The sequence below is a fragment of the Limibacillus sp. genome, assembly GCA_037379885.1.
In the GTDB taxonomy this organism is placed as follows: Bacteria; Pseudomonadota; Alphaproteobacteria; order Kiloniellales; family CECT-8803; genus JARRJC01.
Genome location: JARRJC010000064.1, coordinates 1 through 16,090 on the forward strand (window position 1 = coordinate 1; position 16,090 = coordinate 16,090).

The 16,090-nt window shown below is 65.7% G+C and carries 18 protein-coding genes; 9 read left to right on the forward strand and 9 right to left on the reverse strand.

Annotated features, from left to right (window positions below):
* The coding region (locus P8X75_13480; protein MEJ1996192.1) for a malate synthase G at positions 1-1,982 on the reverse strand (1,982 nt) is incomplete at its 3' end.
* A 187-nt stretch (positions 1,983-2,169) separates the two neighbouring features.
* Between P8X75_13480 and P8X75_13485 the strand changes: the two genes are divergently transcribed.
* Positions 2,170-2,808 (forward strand): hemolysin III family protein, encoded by a 639-nt coding sequence (locus tag P8X75_13485; protein MEJ1996193.1) that lies wholly within the window; start codon positions 2,170-2,172, stop codon positions 2,806-2,808.
* Positions 2,809-2,830: 22 nt separating this feature from the next.
* Positions 2,831-3,190 (forward strand): LysR family transcriptional regulator, encoded by a 360-nt coding sequence (locus tag P8X75_13490; GenBank protein MEJ1996194.1) that lies wholly within the window; start codon positions 2,831-2,833, stop codon positions 3,188-3,190.
* On the opposite strand, the gene modC is transcribed toward P8X75_13490, so the two are convergent.
* The 3 genes from modC to modA are packed head-to-tail and all read right to left on the reverse strand — an operon-like array spanning position 3,187 to position 5,786.
* Positions 3,187-4,284, reverse strand: coding sequence for a molybdenum ABC transporter ATP-binding protein (gene modC / locus P8X75_13495; GenBank protein MEJ1996195.1), 1,098 nt, complete (start codon positions 4,282-4,284; stop codon positions 3,187-3,189). The two genes, P8X75_13490 and modC, sit on opposite strands and share 4 nt — an antisense overlap.
* The gene (modB, locus tag P8X75_13500) at positions 4,281-4,979 is read right to left on the reverse strand and encodes a molybdate ABC transporter permease subunit (protein ID MEJ1996196.1); all 699 of its coding nucleotides are present in this window, start codon (positions 4,977-4,979) and stop codon (positions 4,281-4,283) included. The genes modC and modB overlap by 4 nt, the downstream gene beginning before the upstream one ends.
* Before the next feature lie 24 nt (positions 4,980-5,003).
* On the reverse strand, positions 5,004-5,786 hold the full coding sequence (gene modA, locus P8X75_13505; GenBank protein ID MEJ1996197.1) for a molybdate ABC transporter substrate-binding protein: 783 nt from the start codon (positions 5,784-5,786) through the stop codon (positions 5,004-5,006).
* A 131-nt stretch (positions 5,787-5,917) separates the two neighbouring features.
* Between modA and P8X75_13510 the strand changes: the two genes are divergently transcribed.
* Positions 5,918-6,796, forward strand: a complete 879-nt coding sequence (locus P8X75_13510; GenBank protein ID MEJ1996198.1) for a helix-turn-helix transcriptional regulator — start codon at positions 5,918-5,920, stop codon at positions 6,794-6,796.
* Between the two features lie 16 nt (positions 6,797-6,812).
* On the opposite strand, the gene P8X75_13515 is transcribed toward P8X75_13510, so the two are convergent.
* The 3 genes from P8X75_13515 to P8X75_13525 are packed head-to-tail and all read right to left on the reverse strand — an operon-like array spanning position 6,813 to position 9,138.
* Entirely contained in the window at positions 6,813-7,619 is an 807-nt protein-coding gene (locus P8X75_13515; GenBank protein MEJ1996199.1) for an extracellular solute-binding protein, read from the reverse strand.
* A gap of 44 nt (positions 7,620-7,663) precedes the next feature.
* Positions 7,664-8,422: an ATP-binding cassette domain-containing protein gene (locus P8X75_13520; protein MEJ1996200.1), complete on the reverse strand. Its 759-nt coding sequence runs from the start codon at positions 8,420-8,422 to the stop codon at positions 7,664-7,666.
* Positions 8,423-8,430: 8 nt separating this feature from the next.
* Positions 8,431-9,138, reverse strand: a complete 708-nt coding sequence (locus P8X75_13525) for an ABC transporter permease (GenBank protein MEJ1996201.1) — start codon at positions 9,136-9,138, stop codon at positions 8,431-8,433.
* Positions 9,139-9,329: 191 nt separating this feature from the next.
* On the opposite strand from P8X75_13525, the gene P8X75_13530 reads away from it, so the two are divergent.
* From P8X75_13530 to P8X75_13540, 3 genes are all read left to right on the forward strand, one after another.
* On the forward strand, positions 9,330-10,187 hold the full coding sequence (locus P8X75_13530) for a lysophospholipid acyltransferase family protein (GenBank protein MEJ1996202.1): 858 nt from the start codon (positions 9,330-9,332) through the stop codon (positions 10,185-10,187).
* 64 nt (positions 10,188-10,251) lie between these two features.
* Positions 10,252-11,094, forward strand: coding sequence for an SDR family oxidoreductase (locus P8X75_13535; protein MEJ1996203.1), 843 nt, complete (start codon positions 10,252-10,254; stop codon positions 11,092-11,094).
* Positions 11,095-11,098: 4 nt separating this feature from the next.
* Complete coding sequence (locus P8X75_13540) at positions 11,099-12,142, forward strand: phosphotransferase (protein ID MEJ1996204.1); 1,044 nt, start codon at positions 11,099-11,101, stop codon at positions 12,140-12,142.
* Here P8X75_13540 and P8X75_13545 read toward each other — a convergent pair.
* Positions 12,139-12,546 (reverse strand): hypothetical protein, encoded by a 408-nt coding sequence (locus P8X75_13545; GenBank protein ID MEJ1996205.1) that lies wholly within the window; start codon positions 12,544-12,546, stop codon positions 12,139-12,141. The genes P8X75_13540 and P8X75_13545 overlap by 4 nt on opposite strands.
* An 800-nt stretch (positions 12,547-13,346) precedes the next feature.
* Here P8X75_13545 and P8X75_13550 point away from each other — a divergent pair.
* Positions 13,347-13,502, forward strand: a complete 156-nt coding sequence (locus P8X75_13550) for a hypothetical protein (protein ID MEJ1996206.1) — start codon at positions 13,347-13,349, stop codon at positions 13,500-13,502.
* Positions 13,503-13,509: 7 nt separating this feature from the next.
* On the opposite strand, the gene P8X75_13555 is transcribed toward P8X75_13550, so the two are convergent.
* Entirely contained in the window at positions 13,510-14,391 is an 882-nt protein-coding gene (locus P8X75_13555; GenBank protein MEJ1996207.1) for a MurR/RpiR family transcriptional regulator, read from the reverse strand.
* A 141-nt stretch (positions 14,392-14,532) separates the two neighbouring features.
* On the opposite strand from P8X75_13555, the gene P8X75_13560 reads away from it, so the two are divergent.
* Entirely contained in the window at positions 14,533-15,789 is a 1,257-nt protein-coding gene (locus tag P8X75_13560) for a sarcosine oxidase subunit beta family protein (GenBank protein MEJ1996208.1), read from the forward strand.
* Between the two features lie 14 nt (positions 15,790-15,803).
* On the forward strand, positions 15,804-16,079 hold the full coding sequence (locus tag P8X75_13565; protein ID MEJ1996209.1) for a sarcosine oxidase subunit delta: 276 nt from the start codon (positions 15,804-15,806) through the stop codon (positions 16,077-16,079).
* Positions 16,080-16,090: the final 11 nt, after the last annotated feature.

The window sequence follows — 16,090 nt, forward strand, 5'->3', positions numbered from 1 at the left end:
ATGCGCTTCAGGGTCTCCAGCACCTCCTCCTCGCTGACCACGCCGTGGTGCAGCCAGTTGGCGATGTGCTGGCTGGAGATGCGCAGCGTGGCTCGGTCCTCCATCAGCGCGACGTCCTCGATGTCCGGAACCTTGGAGCAGCCGACGCCCTGTTCGACCCAGCGCACGACGTAGCCCAGGATGCTCTGCGCGTTGTTCTCGATCTCCGCACGGATCTCCTCCGACGACCAGTTGGGGCGGTCGGCCAGCGGGATCGTTAGGATGTCGTCGATCTTGGCGCGCTTGCGGCCCTGCAGTTCCTTCTGCCGCTCCGCCACATTGACCTTGTGGTAGTGGATGGCGTGCAGCGTCGCGGCGGTGGGTGAGGGGACCCAGGCCGTGTTGGCTCCGGCCATGGGATGGCCGATCTTCTGTTCCAGCATCTCGGCCATGCGGTCGGGCATGGCCCACATGCCCTTGCCGATCTGCGCGCGGCCCGGAAGCCCGCACGCCAGGCCGATGTCCACGTTGGAATCCTCATAGGCCTTGATCCAGATGGAGGATTTCATGTCGCCCTTGCGGATCATGGGGCCTGCTTCCATGGAGGTGTGGATCTCGTCGCCCGTGCGGTCGAGGAAGCCGGTGTTGATGAAGACCACCCGGTCCTTGGCGGCGCGGATGCACTCCTTGAGGTTCAGGGTGGTGCGCCGCTCTTCGTCCATGATGCCCATTTTCAGCGTGTTGCGGGCCATGCCCAGCATGTCCTCGATACGCGCGAAGAGCTCGTCGGAGAAGGCGACCTCCTCGGGACCGTGCATTTTCGGCTTCACGATGTAGACCGACCCGGCGCGCGAGTTGCCGCCCTCGCGCTTCAGGTCGTGGAGCGCGATCAGCGCGGTCATCGCGCCATCCAGCAAGCCCTCGGGGATCTCCTCCCCCTGTTCATCCAGGATCGCGTCGATGGTCATCAAGTGCCCAACGTTGCGCACCAGCATGAGGCTGCGCCCGGGAAGCGTGACTTCCCCGCCGCCGGGGGCGCAGTAGCGCCGGTCCTCGCTGAGGCGGCGCTCGAAGCGTCGGCCCTTCTTGGTGACGGTTTCGGTAAGGTCGCCGCGCATCAGCCCCAGCCAGTTCCGGTAGAGCTGCACCTTGTCGGCGGCGTCCACTACCGCGACAGAATCCTCGCAGTCCATGATGGAGGTCAGAGCGGATTCCATGATCAGGTCGGCGACATGGGCGGGGTCGTTCTCCCCGATCGGGTGCTCGTCGTCGATCACGATCTCGCAGTGGAGGCCATGGTGAGCGAGCAGGATACCGGAGGGCGCCGAGGGCTCGCCGCGATATCCGGCGAAGGTCTCCGGCTCCGAAAGCCCGGTCTTCGCGCCGCTCTTCAACTTGACTGTCAGGGCCCCCTTTTCGACCAGGTAGCCCGTCGCGTCCCGGTGCGAGCCCTCTTCGAGGGGGGCGATCTCATCCAGCAGCGCGCGGGCGAAGGCGATCACCTTCTCGCCCCGGCGAGGATTGTATTGCGGGCCGCGCTGCGCACCGTCTGAATCAGAAATTGCGTCGGTGCCGTAGAGCGCGTCATAGAGACTGCCCCAGCGGGCGTTGGCGGCGTTGAGGGCGTAGCGGGCGTTCATCAGGGGGACGACCAGTTGAGGGCCGGCGATGCTGGCGATCTCGGGGTCGACCTGCTGCGTTCCGATGGAGAAGTCCTCTCCCTCGGGCACCAGATAGCCGATCTCTTTCAGGAAAGACTTGTAGGCGGCGGCGTCATGCAGTCGGCCGCGCCGCTCCCGGTGCCAGGCGTCGATCTTGGCCTGCAGCTCTTCGCGGCGCGCCAGGAGCGCCCTGTTCCTGGGCGCCAGATCGTGAACCAGGGAATCCAGGTCCTGCCAGAAGGCTTCCGCGGAGACGCCCGTGCCGGGCAGAACATCGGAGTTGATGAAGTCGTGGAGGTCTCGTGCCACTTTCAAGCGGCCTGCTTCAACGCGAGGGGTCATGAGGTCAGTCTCTTCCGTGCTTTATGTATTCTTGTCGCTCCGGGTCGCTGTGGACTTGTCATTTAAGGAATCTTGCAGGTAATGCAAGCTTTTGATTTATTGGAAAAATGTTTCATTTTTGGGTTCCGGTTGTGCGATTCCGGCCAGGCGTTGTCTCAAAGGAAATCCGGCGTATGATTGAGGGGTGATGAGCGACTTCCCGGTCTATACCCGCGCTGAGCGTCTGATCGACGGCATTGTCCACGTGACAGGCGTGGGCGCGGCCCTGGCGGGACTCGTCACCCTCATCGTGCTCGCGGCCTATGCGTTGGATCTCGTCAGTGTGGTGGCGCTGATCGTTTACGGACTGGCGCTGCTCGCCACCTTCAGTTTCTCAGCCGCCTATAATCTGGTTCACCTGCCGGGCGCGAAGGAGTGGCTGCGGCGGCTCGATCACGCCGCGATCTTCGTCATGATCGCCGGGACCTATACGCCCTTCGCGCTGTTGGCTCTGCCCGCGGGCGAGGGGACGGCGCTCTTGGCCCTCGTCTGGGCCGTGGCCTTGGCGGGGGTGGTCTTGAAGCTCTTCTTCCCGCGCCGCTTTGAGCGGGGTTCGGTGATCCTCTATCTGCTTCAGGGCTGGGCCGTTCTGGTCGTAATCGACACGCTGGTGGTTTCCCTGAGCACGGCGTCCCTGGTCCTGCTGACCGTGGGCGGGGGGCTCTACACCTTGGGCGTGGTCTTCCATCTCTGGGAGAAGCTGCCATTCCAGAACGCGATCTGGCACGTCTTCGTACTCTCCGCGGCCTCCTGTCATTTCGCAGCCGTGCTCACGGTCGTGGCCTGAGAGCCGCCCGGGTGCCGCTGACATGACGGAGACACCGCCGCGCCTCTGGATCAAAGTGGACCTTGGAGAGGGGCGCCAGCTCGGGCCCGGCAAGATCGCCTTGCTGAAAGCCATCGCGCAGGAGAGTTCCATCGCCGCCGCCGCGCGCTCTCTTTCCATGTCCTACCGCCGTGCCTGGTTGCTGGTGGACGAGATGAACCGCGACCTGGGGGCGCCTGTCGTCGAAACGCGGATCGGTGGGCGCGGCGGCGCGCATCTTACAGACCTGGGGTCGTCTCTGGTTGAAGCCTTCGATGCGCTGAGCGACGCCGCGGCCGGCGGAGCCGAGCCGGCGCTGAAGCAGCTGAATACCCTGATCCGGAAGGCCGGGAAGGGCGGCTAGCGCGTCCGGGCCATGGCCCGCCGGTCGATCGTGACCGTTTTGGCGAGGGCGAAGACGGACTGCCCCGGTCCCAGTCCCAGCCGCTGGAGCGAGCGCTTCGTGATGCGCGCCAGGATCAGGGTGCCGCCGCAGTCGACCTGCACATCGACAAAGACGCTTGGGTCTTCACGTATCTCCTTAATAATACCTTCTAATACATTGTTGACGCTTGTATAATTTGGCGCAGACTTGGCGAGGATGATATCGCGCGCTCGAAGGCGCACACGAACTTCCGCGCCCTTGGGAAGCTCGATCTCCGGCACCCACAGGCTGCCGCCTGTAAAGCTGAGGCGGGTCATGGAGAAGGCGGGATCCTGCTCGGCGACGCGGCACTCGATGACCGCGCCCGCCTCATAGCGGCCGGTCAACGGAAAGAGGTCGAGCCGCGCGGTGATCTCGAAGACCGTGCCTTCTGCTGCGACCTTGCCCTCGTTCATCACGACCATGCGGTCGGCGAGACGCGTCACCTCCTCGATGGAGTGACTGACATAGACCATGGGAACGCCGCTCTCGTCCCTGAGCCGCTCCAGGAAGGGCAGGATCTCGCCCTTGCGGTTCTGGTCCAGGGCGGCGAGCGGCTCGTCGAGCAGCAGCAGGTCCGGCTTCATCAGGAGCGCGCGCCCGAGGGCCAGGCGCTGCTTCTCGCCACCGGAGAGCGAGCCCGGCGAGCGGGCGAGCAGGGGCTCCAGCCCCAGGAGAGCGATGACGCCGTCGATCTCCGCCTCCGGGGCGCGCTGACGCGAACGGCGCCACCCGTAGAGCAGGTTGCTGCGCACCGAGAGGTGGGGAAAGAGGCGCGCATCCTGGAACACGCAGCCGACCCGCCGCTCTTCCGGCGGCAGGAAGACCTTCGCGCCGCTGTCCAGAAGCACCCGTCCTTCCAAGGCGATCCGCCCCTCTGCGCCCCGGCGCAGTCCGGCGATGGCCTCGACGGTGGACGACTTGCCCGCGCCCGAAGGCCCGAAGAGGGCGGTGATGCCGCGCGCACCGGTCTCAAAGGCGACCTCCAGCGAGAAGTGCCGCAAACTCTGGCGGATGCTCACTTCCAGGGTCATCGTTCCGTCAGCCCCTTCACCCGCCGCGCGGCGATCTCGGAGAACAGGAGGCCGAGCAGCGCCAGGGCGATGGAGAGCGCCGCCAGCCGCGCCGCCGCCGCCTCTCCGCCCGGCGTTTGCAGGGCGGTGTAGATCGCAAGGGGCAGGGTGCGGGTCTCGCCCGGAATGTTGGAGACGAAGGTGATGATCGCGCCGAACTCGCCCAGACTGGCGGCAAAGGCGGTGATGGCCCCGGCGATGACGCCTGGAAGGGCGAGCGGCAGGGTGACGGTCAGGAAGCGGTCCAGCGCGCCTGCGCCCAGTGTGCGCGCCGCCACCTCCAGACCGGGGTCGATGGCCTCCACGGCAAGGCGCACGGCGCGCACCTGAAAGGGAAAGGTGACGATGGCCGCCGCCAGGGCCGCGCCCTGCCAGGTGAAGACGAGCCGCAGGCCGAAACTCTCCAGCAGCCAGGCCCCGAGCGGCGCGCGCGCGCCGAAAGAAATCAGCAGCAGATAACCCATCACGACCGGGGGCAGCACCAGCGGCAGATGCACCAAGCCGTTCACCAGGGTCTTACCGGGAAAGTCGCTTCTCGCCAGCAGCACGGCGATGCCGACGGCAAAGGGCAGGGCGCAGAGCACCGCCGCCGCAGATACCTTGAGGCTCAGCAGCAACGCTTCGATTTCAGCCGCGCTCAGCAGGTCCCACATCATCCGGTCCTCAATACCTTTCCCCGGTCAGTCGAGCGGCGCGAAGCCATAGCGCCGGAAGGTCTCCGCCGCCGTCGGGCTGAGCAGGTGGTCGAAGAAGGCCATTACCTCCTTCCGCTCAGCGCCCGCCGCGATAGCCAGGCTATAGCGGATCGGGCCGTGACTTGCTTCAGGAAAGACCGCCAGCCGCTTGATTTCGGGCAGGAGGGCCGCGTCGGTCGCATAGACGATGCCCAGCGCCGCCTCGCCGCGCTCCACCAGGGCCAATGCGCCGCGCACGTCGGCGGCGTAGACCAGCCGCGCTTCCAAGGCGGACCAGAGGCCGAGGCTGGTCAGCGCCTCTTTCGCATAGATGCCCGCCGGGACATGGGCGGGGTCGCCGATCACCATCCTCGCGCCCTCGGGAAGCAGTGCCGGCAGTTGGCTGAGGTCGGCGCTTTCCTCGGTAGGGTTGCTTTCCGGCGGCGCGATCAGCGCGAGCCGATTGCCGAGCAACTCCCGCCTGCTTTCAGGAGCGATCAGTCCGAGCCCTTCCAACCGGTCCATCCAGCGGCTGTTAGCGGAGAGGAAGATCTCCGCGCCTGCTCCGGCCTCGATCTGGCGAGCCAGGGTGGAGGAGGCGGCAAAGGAGAACCTGAGAGGCCCGCCGCCTTCGGCCCGGTACCTCTCTCCGATCCCTGTCAGCGCATCGGTCAGGGAGGCGGCGGCGAAGACCGTAACCGGCTCCTCTGCAAGCGGACTTCTGGCGGATTGGACGAGAAGCCCCGCCAGGATCGATAGGCCGAGCAGCAAGAAGCGGCGGCGTTGCATGGTGGGGGCGTAACTCCGGAAGCCTGGCTATATCCATCGGAATATAGCCAATGAGGCCCTGCTTGCCACCTCAATTCTTTTGTGGATTGATCCTTGGTGACAGAGAACCGCTATCAAACGCAGGAAAACGCATGGAGCTCCTGACCACCAAGGAAGTCGCAACCCTGCTTCGGACCAAGGAGCGCAAGATCTACGAACTGGTCAGCCAGAACGCGATCCCAGTGAGCCGTGTCACCGGGAAGCTGCTTTTTCCGCGCCCTTTGATCGAAGCCTGGGTCCGCCGTCACATGGAAACAGCCGAGGACATCGAAGGCCTCGATCCGCGCGCGCAGGTCATGGTGGGCAGCCACGATCCCCTGCTGGACTGGGCGCTCAGGGAATCGGGCAGTGGCATCGCGAGCTTCTTCGACGGCAGCCTCGATGGCCTCGAACGCCTGATCGCGGGCAAGGGGATCGCCGCCGGGCTCCACATCTTCGAGCCTGAGCAGGGGGACTGGAACCTGGACCATCTCCGGGCCGCCGCGCCCGGCCTGCCGCTGGTCATGATCGCCTTCGCGCGGCGGCGACAGGGCTTGCTGCTGGCGCCGGAGAATCCGCTTGGCATCGCCGGGGCCGCCGACTTGAAGGGGCGGCGGGTGATCCCGCGCCAGGGGCAGGCGGGTAGCCGAGTGCTCTTGAACCATCTGCTGAAGGAAGCCGGGCTGAGCAGTTCCTCCGTGACCCTGATCGACCCGCCCGCGAGAAGCGAAGCGGACGTGGCGGTGGCTGTCGCCGAGGGCAAGGCCGACGCCGGTCTCGCCATTGAATCGGCGGCGCGGCTCTACCGTCTTTCCTTCCTGCCGCTGGCGGAGGAACGCTTCGACCTTGCGGTCTGGCGCCATGACTTCTTCGAGGAGCCCTTCCAGAAACTGCTCGCTTTCTGCCGCACCCCGGCCTTCGCGGAGAAGGCGGGGGCTTTGGGCGGATACGACGTCAGCGTCTTTGGCGAGGTCGTCTACAACGCGCGCTGACCCGGTCGGTGGGCGGTCACATCATCTCCTTGGCGTTCGGAAAGAAGAGCTGCTGTCCCTCCACCTTGAAGGAGGCGATGGCCTGTTGACCTTCCTTGGAGAGCAGCCAGTCGATGAAGGCCTGGCCTTCTTCGGCCTTGACGTTCGGGAACTTCTCCGGGTTCACCAGGATTACGCCGTACTGATTGAAGAGGCTCTCGTCCCCCTCGACGGCGATCTGGAAGTCGCCCTTGTTGCCAAAGGAGATCCAAGTGGCGCGGTCGGTCATGGCGTAGGCGCCCATTCCCACGGCCGCGTTCAAGGTCGCGCCCATGCCCGAGCCGGTCTCGCGGTACCAACCGCCGCTCGCCGCGGTCGGATCGATGCCGGCGGCCTCCCAGAGGCGGAGTTCCTTCTTGTGCGTCCCGGAATCGTCGCCGCGGGAGGCGAAGGGGACCTCAGCCCCCGCGATCGCCTTCAGCGCTGCGAGAGGGTCGCTGGTGCCTGCGATCCCTGCGGGGTCGCTTTCCGGGCCAACAATCACGAAGTCGTTGTACATGAGATCGAAGCGCTCGACGCCGTAGCCCTCGGCGACGAACTTCTCTTCCGCCGGCTTGGCGTGGACCAGCAGCACATCGCCATCGCCGTTCTGGGCGTTCTTGATCGCCTGGCCGGTGCCGACCGCGACCACGCGCACCTGAATCCCGGTCTTCTCCTCGAACTGCGGCAGGATGCTTTCCAGCAAGCCCGAGTTGGCGGTGGAGGTCGTGGACTGAACCACGATGAACTGGTCCTGGGCCTGCGCCGGGCTCAGCGCCGGCTGCGACAAGGACAAGCCAATCATGAAGAGAGAATATGCTATGTTCTTCAGTAGTTTATGTGTCACTTCTAACGTCTCCTTTTAGGTTGAATTTCTACAAGAGGATGTCGCCGCGCAGGTAGGTGGCGGGCCGCCGGGGTGCGCTCCAGCAGACGCCCGTGATGCAGGAAGAGCACTTCGTCCGCCAAGCGTTGCGCCTGTCCCAGATCGTGCGTTACCAGCACGATCCTGGTTCCTTCATGGGCCGCGCTGCGGATCATCCGCTCGATCGACAGCGTGGAGGCTGGGTCCACGTTCGCTGTGGGTTCGTCTAGCACCAGGACTTGCGGCTCAAGCGCCAGTGCGCGGGCCAGCGCAAGGCGTTGCTGCTCGCCCCCTGAAAGCAGGCGTGCTGCCTGATCCGCCCGCTCCATCAAGCCGGCGCGCCGCAGGGCGGCTTCCGCCTTGGCGTCTTGTTCTCGGCGGGGGCAGCCCTTGGCGGCCAGGGCATAGCGCAGGTTGGCCAGGGTGGAGCGGCGCAAAAGCACGGGCTTCTGGAAGACATGGCCAAGCTTCAATTGTGACGCGCGGTTCGGGCGTGCGCCGCCCCAGGTCACCTGTCCGGCGTCCGGGATGAGCAGACCCGAAAGCAGGCGCAGCAGGAGGGACTTTCCCGCCCCGTTGGGCCCCAGGATGACGCTCAGTTGGGCGCCTTCGCCCTCGCCCCCGATGGAGAGGGAGAGATTGTCGATGAGCCGCCGCCCTTCGCGCTCGACGATCAGGGAGGTGCCGGTGAGGGGTAGAATGCCCCCGCCGCCCTGTTTCCTGGTGTTCTCCTCGAACGGCATGGCGCGGCTCACGCGTAGGCCGTGCGCTGCGCTGTTACCCGCAGCGTCAGGACCAAGAGATTGACCAGCATCGCCAATAGCAGCAGCACGAGACCCAGGCCCAAAGCCAGCGCCAGGTTCCCCTTGGAGGTCTCAAGCGCAATGGCCGTGGTCATGACGCGGGTGACGTGGTTGATGTTGCCGCCGACGATGATGACCGCGCCGACCTCCGCCACGGCCCGGCCGAAACCGGCGAGCAGCGCGGTCAGGAGGCTGTAGCGCCCATCCCAGAGAAGGGTGAGAGCGATATTGAGACGGGAGAGGCCGAAGAGCCGCAACTGATCTTCATACTCGCCGCGCAGGTCCTCGATGGTCTGGCGGGTGAGGGCCGCCACGATTGGCGTCACCAGCAGGCACTGCGCGATGATCATGGCCGTGGGCGTGTAGAGCAGTTGCAGGACGCCCAGCGGCCCGGCGTTGGAAAGCGCCAGATAGACAAGCAGACCGACCACTACCGGCGGCAAGCCCATGAGGGCGTTCATCATCAGGATGATCGCGCCGCGCCCCGGAAAACGCGCGACCGCGACCAGCGCGCCCAGGGGAAACCCGAAGAGCGCCGCCAGCCCGACGGCGGACAGGGACACCTGAAGCGAGAGCGTCACGATCTCCAGGAGATCCTTGTCGAGCTCGATCAGTAACCGGAATGCTTCACCGAAGGCGGCGCCGAAGTCCTGCATCTTTCCTCCCGCGTGGGAAGGTATTGCAGAAGACTGCGGAATTCTACAGATCAAAAGAAATCGAAAAAGAAAGCAGAAAAAAGATAGATAACGCAGGATGACTTGGACGATCCAAGCGCCATGTCACAAAAATGCCGTGGTTTCCGGCGCTATATGATGCGTAAGAGGAATCGGCTAGGATTCGGGACAGCATGAACTTGCAGCACATCAGCTACGCGGAACCGGATGACCCCTTCTTGAAGCGGCGCTTCATCCGTGCGGTCGAGTTCGCCACGGGGCGGCCCGGCTTCATCCGCCGCTATGCGGACACCTATCTGGACTGGCTGACCCGGGTTTATGGAAAATCGGACCGGGTCTGGCTGGACGCCCTTCAGCGTCTCGGAATCGACATGCGCCTGCATGGCGACCCCTGGCCGCCCAAGGCGCCGAGCGATGCACCGGTGATTCTGATCGCCAATCATCCTTACGGCGTGCTGGACGGGATCGCCATGTTCGCTCTGGCCGAGGCGCTGGAGCGCACCTTCCGCATCTTGGTCAATGACGCGCTGATGAAAATCACCGAGATGCAGCCCTTCGCGCTTCCGGTCGACTTCGCGGGCACGCGCGAGGCGCAGATGACCAACCTGCGCAGCCGCAAGGAAGCCCTGGAGCGGCTCAATCGCGGCGAAACCATCATCGTCTTTCCCGCCGGCGGCGTTTCGACCGCCCGCCAGCCCTTCGGCAAGGCGGAGGATCTGCCTTGGGGGCCCTTCACCGGCAAACTGATCCACGGCTCGAAGGCGACGGTGATCCCGGTCTTTTTCGAGGGCCAGAACTCGCCCCTGTTCCACCTCGGCAGCCGCGTTGGTCTCTCCTACCGCCTGTCGCTTCTGGCTGGTGAGTTCTTCCGGCGCTGCGGGCGTCCGCTGGACATTCATCTGGGCGCGCCGATCCCTTACGAGGTCATGGCGCCCTTGCGCGACCGTCAGGAGCTCATGACCTGGCTTCGGCGCGAAGTCTACTCCTTGCCCCACCGTGGCCCGATCCGCTACGAAGAACGAGCCGCCTGAGCGACTCCTCTCCGCCCTTGAGTCTCTCCGATACCGCGGTGATCCAGCGGAAGGACGCCCATCCATGTTTCAAGCCGATCTTCTCAAGGGAAAGCGCGTGCTGGTGACCGGCGGCGGCACCGGTCTCGGCCGCTCCATGACCGAGCGCTATCAGGAGCTGGGCGCGGTCGTCGTGATCTGCGGGCGGCGCGAAGAGGTGCTGGCCAAGACCTGTGAAGAGTTGAACGCGCGCGGGGTCGGACCCGACGTCACCTGGCGCGGCTGTGACATCCGCGACGCCGCCTCGGTGGAGGCCATGGTGGCCTCCATCTGGGAGGAGGGGCCGCTCGATGTGCTGGTGAACAACGCCGCCGGCAACTTCATCGCGCGCAGCCATGAACTCTCGCCGCGCGCCGTGGACGCCGTTCTCGGCATCGTGCTGCACGGCTCGGCCTACGCGACGCTCGCCTGCGGCCGCCGCTGGATCGAAGAGGGGCGGGGCGGCAACGTGCTCTCCATCGTCACCTCCTATGCCTGGACCGGCTCGGCCTATGTCCTGCCCTCGGCCATGGGCAAGGCGGGCGTGCTCGCCATGACCCGCAGCCTGGCGGTCGAGTGGGGGCCGAAGGGGATTCGCCTGAATGCCATCGCACCCGGACCTTTCCCGACGAAGGGCGCTTGGGAGCGGCTGGTGCCGCGCCCCGAACTGGCGGAGAAGTTCGAGACGCAGAACCCGCTGCACCGGGTCGGTGACCACATCGAACTCGCCAACCTCGCGACCTACCTGATCAGCGACCAGTCGGGTTACATCAACGGCGAGGTGGTGACCATCGACGGCGGCGAGTGGCTCATGGGCGCCGGCCAGTTCAACTTCCTCTCCGAGATGACCGATGCGGAGTGGGAAGCCCTGAAGCCGAAGAAGAAGTAGGACCTTGGCGGAGCCGACGCAGGAGCTGCGGGACAAAGCGCGCCGGGCCTTTCTGGAGGCTGCCGGTTGGGGCGGCGCTTCGGTCCAGGCTCTGCCGGGCGACGCTTCCTTCCGCCGGTACTTCAGGCTTTCGGGCGGACCTGAAGCAGCACTGTTGATGGACGCGCCGCCCCCGCAAGAGGATGTGCGGCCCTTTGTCCAGGTCGCCGAACACCTGCTTGCCATGGGCTTCAGCGCGCCGCGCATTCTTGCCCGTGACGCCGGGCAGGGGTTCCTGGTCATAGAAGATTTTGGGCAGGCGACCTTCACCCGGCTCCTTGCCGCGGGCGAAGAGCAACGCCCGCTCTACGAACTGGCCGCCGACCTGCTGGCCGCCCTCCACGAGCAGCCGGGCAACGCGAAGATCGACCGTCCGCCCTACGACCTTGAGGCGCTTCAACGCGAGGCGGCGCTGCTGACGGACTGGTACCTTCCGGCGCTGACGGGCGAAGCGACCACCGCGCCGCTGCGCGAGAGCTATCTGGCGGCCTGGGGCGAGGTCTTCGAGAGTCTGCCCGGTCTCCCGCGCGTTCTGGTCCTGCGGGACTATCACGTCGACAACCTGATGCTGCTGAAGGGGCGGTCGGGCGTGAAGGCCTGCGGCCTGTTGGACTTTCAGGACGCCCTGATCGGCAACCCGGCCTACGATCTGATTTCGCTGTTGGAGGATGCGCGGCGGACCGTGCCGCAGGACTTGGCCGGGCGGATCTTCCTCCGTTACCTGGAAAAGCGCGGCGGCAGCATCGACGGACACCTGCTGGGCCGCTGGTGCGCCTGTCTGGGCGCACAGCGCCACGCCAAGGTCGCGGGTATCTTCGTGCGGCTGATGTGGCGCGACGGCAAGCCCGTCTACCTGAAGCATATCCCCCATGTGATGGGGATGCTGCGGCGGCAGCTCGAAAGCGCCGCCGACTTGAAGCCGGTCGCCCGCTGGTGCGAGGCGAACCTGCCAGACTTCTCGGGCGAACTTCCTGATCCGCAGACGTGGGGTCCACCGCCGGAAGCCTAGAGCAGCCTGTCCTTGATCCCGTAGCCGACGTAGGCGCCTCGCAGATAGGTCTTTCGGAGAAAGGGCAAGGGAAACCGTCTTGCCGGGCCGCGCAAGACCGCCGGCAGGCCCGGGACTTCGCCCAACGCCATATCCGCCAGCGCCCTTCCGGCACCCCCGGTCATGGCGACGCCGTTGCCGTGAAAGGCGAGGCCGGTCCAGGCGTTCTCCAGCCCGTCGATGGGCAGCACATAGGGCACCAGATCGTAGGTCAGGCAGACGAAACCTGACCAGAAGCGTTCCGTCTCCACGCCGCGCCATTCCGGGAACATGCGATCGAAGTCGCCCCTTAGGATCTCCTGTCTTCGCGCCAAGCCATCGGGAGAGGCATCGCTCTCTTCGCGCCAAACCTTCCGGAGAGGCATCGAGCCCGCCGCGTCCTCCGAACAGGAAGCGGCCGTCCGGCAGCTTGCGGAAGTAGTGCAGCAGCTTGCGCGTGTCGAAGGACATGAGGTCCGTGGTCCAGCCCTGTGCCCGTTGCTCCTCATCGCTCAAGGGCCGCGTCACGATGATGGAGGAAAGAGCGGGCAGCAGCTTGCCCGCCAGCCAACCCGGAATGTCCTCCCGGCTGTAGCCGTTGGTCGCCAGGATCACCTTGCGTGCCGAAAGACTTCCTTTCGCGGTTATCAACCGGTGCCGCCCGGCATCCGCGCGCCATTGGGTCACCTCGCTATCGCCGTAGAAGGTGACGCCGCTCTCCTTCGCGGCCTCGGCGAGGCTGCGGGCATACTTCAGGGGGTGGAGGCCGAAACCGCTCTTGATGTGCAGGCCCGCGTGGAACTCCGGACCGTGGGCGCCCGCCTGGCGCAGCTCCTCGCGGGACAGAAAGCGGGAGTCGATGTCGCAGTGTCTCTTCAGGAAGTCTCTTTCCTCCTTTAGCTCCTCGACCCGGCTCTGCTTGTGCGCCAGGGCCAGTTCGCCGTCGCTGTGGCGGTCGGCCTCTTCGCCGCGCTCGTCGAGGAAGGCGGCGACCTCCTCGATGGCGGATTGCTGGAGGCGCATGAAGGCCAAGGTCTCCGCCTCGCCATAGCGCTTGAACATCTCGGGGATGCCGAGCTTGCTCGACCCCATGCAGCAGAAGCCGCCGTTGCGCCCCGATGCGCCCCAGGCGGGCTGGCCTGCATCGATCACCGCGACCTCCTGACCGTGGCGCTCGGCGAGCCGCTTGGCGGCCCAGAGACCGGTGAACCCGGCGCCGATCACGGCGATCTCCGCGCGCTGGTCGCCCACCAACTCCGGCGCGGTGAAGGAAAGCGGCTTTGCGGTCGCCCGCCAATGGGAATCCACGTCGCGCGTAGGGTCGAAGGCCGCCGAGTGGTAGAGACGCGTCATTTGGATCTTTCCCCTTCCTGCCAATAGAGGCCCTGTTCTGCGCGCAGACGGTCCAGTCTTGCGATGCGCTCCACGGTCGCCTTGTCGCCGCGCGAGACGACCAGCGCGGTCAGGGACTCCAGTAGTGCGAGCGTGGCCGAAAGGGAAGGGAAGAACTGCGGGCTCTGTGTCGGGGCGATTAGCAGATGGTCGGCCTGGGCCGCCGAGGGCGCGCTTCGACTGTCGGTGATAAGGATGATCTTTGCGCCCCGTTGCTTCGCGAAGCTCAAGCCTTCGACCGTTTGGCGGCCATAGGGGTTGACCGAAGCGGCGATCACGGCGTCCTTGGGCCCGATCTGGAGCAGGCCGTCGATGACCGAGCCGTTGTCGCTGGAAACCAACTGCACGCGGGCAAGGGCAAAGCGCAGCACGAAGTGAAAATGGCGCAGGACTCCGTGCAAGGCGGCCACGCCCAGAACGTAGACGGTGTCGGCTTCGCGCAGGCAATCGGCGGCGTCTGCGAGGGCTTCTGGGCCGTTGGCCTGATAGGCCTCCTCCACGTTGCCGATCTGCGCGCGCGCCATGCCCGATACGACGCCGCCGGACGCCGTTTCACCCGCGAGCCGCTGTAGCCACTCCGCCCGGCCGGCGAATCCTTCGCCGCCGCGCAAAGCCTGCTGGAACGACTCGCGAAAGTCCTCGTAGCTTTTGAAGCCGAGGGTGCGGGCGAGCCGCAGCATGGTGGCGGGCGCGACACCGGCCTTTGCGGCGAAGCCGCGCATTGAGGTCAGCGCGACCTCCTCGGGCCGGTCGAGGATTGCCTTGGCCGCCAGCCGCAGTTGCGGGGAAAGGCGGGCGTAGCCCTCGGTCAATTGATCGATGATTTCCTGGCGCTGCACGGCCCTGGTTCTCTCCCGTTATCCACCTTGCACAGGTAGAGCAAATGCTCTAAGACGGTACACGAGTGAACCATTTGTTTCAAATCTTCTCGCACCCCGCCGGTCTTGACTGGAAGAGGATGCCGCCGGAAGGTCACGAGGATGCAGCGTTACTCCGTCTTCTCACTTTTGGGCAACGCCCTGACCGGCAACCGCAATTGGGAGCGCGCCTGGCGCGACCCTGATCCGAAGCCTGAGTACGACGTCATCGTGATCGGCGGGGGCGGGCACGGCCTGTCCACCGCCTATTATCTCGCCAAGGAGCATGGCGTTAGGAAGGTCGCCCTTCTGGAGAAGGGATACCTGGGCGGCGGCAACGTGGGGCGCAACACGACGATCGTGCGCTCCAACTACATGATCCCCGGCAATACGGAGTTCTACGAGCTCTCTCTCAAGCTGTGGGAGGAGCTGAGCCGCGACCTCAACTACAACGTCATGTTCTCCCAGCGGGGCCAGGTCAGCCTCGCGACCAGTCCCGCGCAGATGGAAGCCTACTCCCGTCGCGGCAACGTCATGCGGATGAACGGCATCGACGCGGAGCTGCTCGACCGCGAGCAGTTGATGAAGCTGCTGCCCTATCTCGACTATTCGCCCAGCGCGCGCTACCGCCTGCACGGCGGCATGATCCAGCAGCGCGCGGGCACCGCCCGCCACGACGCCGTTGCCTGGGGCTATGCGCGCGGGGCCAGCAACCGGGGTGTCGACCTGATCCAACAGTGCGAAGTGCTGGGCTTCCTGCGCGAGGGAGACCGCATCGTGGGCGTGGAAACCACGAAGGGGCCGATACGCGCCAAGAAGGTCGCCATGGCGGTCGCGGGCAGCACCACGACCCTGGCCGAGAAGGCCGGTCTGGAACTGCCCATCGAGAGCCACCTTTTGCAGGCTTTCGTGACGGAGCCCTTGAAGCCCATGATCCACCACGTGATCTCCTTCGCGACGGCGCACTTCTACATCAGTCAGTCGGACAAGGGCGGTCTGGTGCTGGGCGGCGACCTGGACGGCTACAACTCCTACGCTCAGCGGGGCAACCTGCCGGTGGTGGACGAGGTTCTGACCATCGCCAAGGCGCTGATCCCCTCGCTCTCTCGCCTGAGGGTCCTGCGGCACTGGGCGGGCGTCATGGACATGTCGATGGATGGCAGCCCGATCATCGACATCTCGCCGATCCCGGGTCTCTACATCAACTGCGGCTGGTGTTACGGCGGGTTCAAGGCGACGCCCGCTTCTGGCTTTACCTTCGCCCACACCATCGCGCGGGACGAGCCGCATCCCTGCAACGCCAAGCTGCGCCTGGACCGCTTCCGGCGCGGCTATCAGATCGACGAGCGCGGGGCCGGTCCCGTGCCCGGCTGGCACTAGAGGAGGGCCGGGCCATGCTGAGGATCAACTGCCCTCATTGCGGCGAGCGCGACCACTCGGAGTTCGCCTATGGCGGCGACGCCACCATCAAGTATCCCTCGCTCGACAACGCGGATCAGGAAGCCTGGTTCCGGGCCGTCTTCATCCGCAAGAACCCGCGCGGCAAGCACAGCGAGCTGTGGCAGCACGTCGGCGGCTGCCGCGAATGGCTGGTGGTGGAGCGTGACACCCTGACCCACGAGATCTTCTCCGTGACCTCGGCCCGCGTCCTGGCGGAGGGCGGCCAATGAGAAAGCAACCC